Source organism: Acinetobacter sp. ANC_7634 (assembly GCF_056779875.1).
The window spans coordinates 1-2,094 of record NZ_JBWYIT010000024.1; the positions used below are offsets into that span (position 1 = coordinate 1).

At 42.1% G+C, this 2,094-nt stretch carries 3 protein-coding genes; all 3 read right to left on the minus strand.

The window, feature by feature from the left end; genetic code table 11:
- A partial coding sequence (locus AC1M9A_RS14325) for a dioxygenase (protein WP_481610480.1) occupies window positions 1-530 on the minus strand: 530 nt, incomplete at its 3' end.
- Between the two features lie 150 nt (window positions 531-680).
- A complete protein-coding gene (catC, locus tag AC1M9A_RS14330) occupies window positions 681-971 on the minus strand; it encodes a muconolactone Delta-isomerase (protein WP_092766278.1) in 291 nt (96 codons plus the stop codon).
- A 26-nt stretch (window positions 972-997) separates the two neighbouring features.
- On the minus strand, window positions 998-2,094 hold a 1,097-nt coding region (locus AC1M9A_RS14335; protein ID WP_481592541.1), incomplete at its 5' end, for a muconate/chloromuconate family cycloisomerase.

Genomic DNA, 2,094 nt, shown 5'->3' on the forward strand with positions numbered 1-2,094 from the left:
ATCGTACGACGTAAGTTGAAGTCAGATTGAGACTTATCAAAGAACGAGTAGTTACCTAAGCTGTTTGCATGCCAAACTTCAACTTTAGCGCCTTCAATGATGTTACCTTCAGTATCTTTAACGATACCTTCAATAATTAAAGTTGGGATTTTGCCTTCTTCAGAACCATCATCCATACGTGCAAAACCAACTGATTCTGGTGCACCAGCGACATACAATGGACCTTCAATTGTACGTGGAGTACCACCTGTAATACCTGCTTCAGCATCTTTCTCATCTGCACGTAAATCAAGGAAATGCTCAAGACCTAAACCAGCAGCCAAAAGACCTAATTCGTTTGCTTGACCAGCATCAGTAAAGTACTCAAGACCTTTCCAAACTTCAGATTGGCTTAAATCTAAATCTTCAATCGCTTGGAATAAGTCAGATACTAAACGTACAACGATTTGCTGAACACGTTCATCAACAGGACCTGTTGCAGTATCAACGTTCATTTTTTTGACTAAAGCATTAATTTGTTCGCGGTTCATACTATTTCTCCTTAAGTATGCTTGCTGTGTGGTGGCTGACTTCTAATGTGTTTGAGCTCGCTGCCACAATCCTTGTTTAAAATGACGCTAAAAAACCTCTGGATGTATTCATGTCATGGCCTGAATCAATCAAGCCAAGACACTTAAAACTTAACGATCATCTTCACGGATAGAAGATGGGTGGCGATTTAACGCCATTACTTCGATATTCATATATGGGTAAAGCGGAAGACCTTGTAAAATTGAATGAAGCTCTTCATTGCTTTCGACATCAAAAATACTGATGTTTGAATACTGACCTGTGATTCGCCAGATATGACGCCACTTGCCTTGTTGCTGTAACTCTTGCGAATACGCCTTTTCAACAGCTTTAATCTCATTCGCTTTTTCAACTGGCATATCCAGTGGGATGTTCACATCCATTCGTACATGAAACAGCATGTCTCACTCCTGATGTATCACGTCGCTTATTTGCGGCGAAGGTTGTCAATCTTGTCTAAATCCAACTCAATACCTAAACCATTGCCTTGAGGCAGATGTAATTCGAAATCACGATATTGAAGCGGGGTCTTTAAAATTTCGTCAGTTAACAGCAATGGACCAAATAATTCAGTGCCATATGCCAAATTCTCAAAGGTCGAGAACAAATGTGCAGAAGCGATGGTGCCAACAGAACCTTCAAGCATCGTGCCACCATACAGATCTACACCAGCGAGGTTTGCAATGGTTGCTACATCACGACCTTCGAGTAGGCCACCAGACTGAGCAACTTTTACAGCAAACACAGAAGCAGCATTACGCTTCGCTAAACGATAAGCTGTACTTGGACCCATCAATGACTCATCCGCCATAATGGCAATATCAAAACGACGAGTTAAACGCTCCATGGCATCAATATTGTCAATCGCACATGGCTGTTCAATTAGATCCACACCGCCATCTTGCAGAAGCTGAATACCTTTGATCGCTTCTAACTCAGACCAAGCACGGTTCACATCGACACGGATAGAAATATCAGCACCTAACGCTTTTTTGATGGTGAGAACATGCTCAACATCTGCTTCTACAGCACGAGAACCAATTTTTAATTTAAAGAAGTTATGACGCTTAGCTTCGATCATCTTTTTCGCTTCAGCGATATCTTTATCCGTATCACCAGAAGCCAACACCCAAAGCACAGGGACGCTGTCACGCAGACGGCCACCTAACACTTCAGACAGAGGCAAGCCTAAACGTTGAGCTTGAATATCGAGTAAAGCAGTTTGAATGGCACATTTTGCAAAACGGTTGCCATTAATATTCTTCTTCAACACTTGCATAATTTGAGCAACGTTGAGATCAGTAAAAGTTTTGAGTAGTGGAGCAAAATAAGTATCGATATTGGTTTTGATACTTTCAGGGCTTTCTTCACCATAGCCTAAGCCACCGATGGTGGTTGCTTCGCCCCAACCAATGAAACCATCCGAAGTTTCGATTTTAATGAGGACTAAGGTTTGAGTTTGCATCGTTGCGACCGCCATCTTGTGTGGGCGGATCGTCGGGATTTCAACGAGCAAGGTTTCAA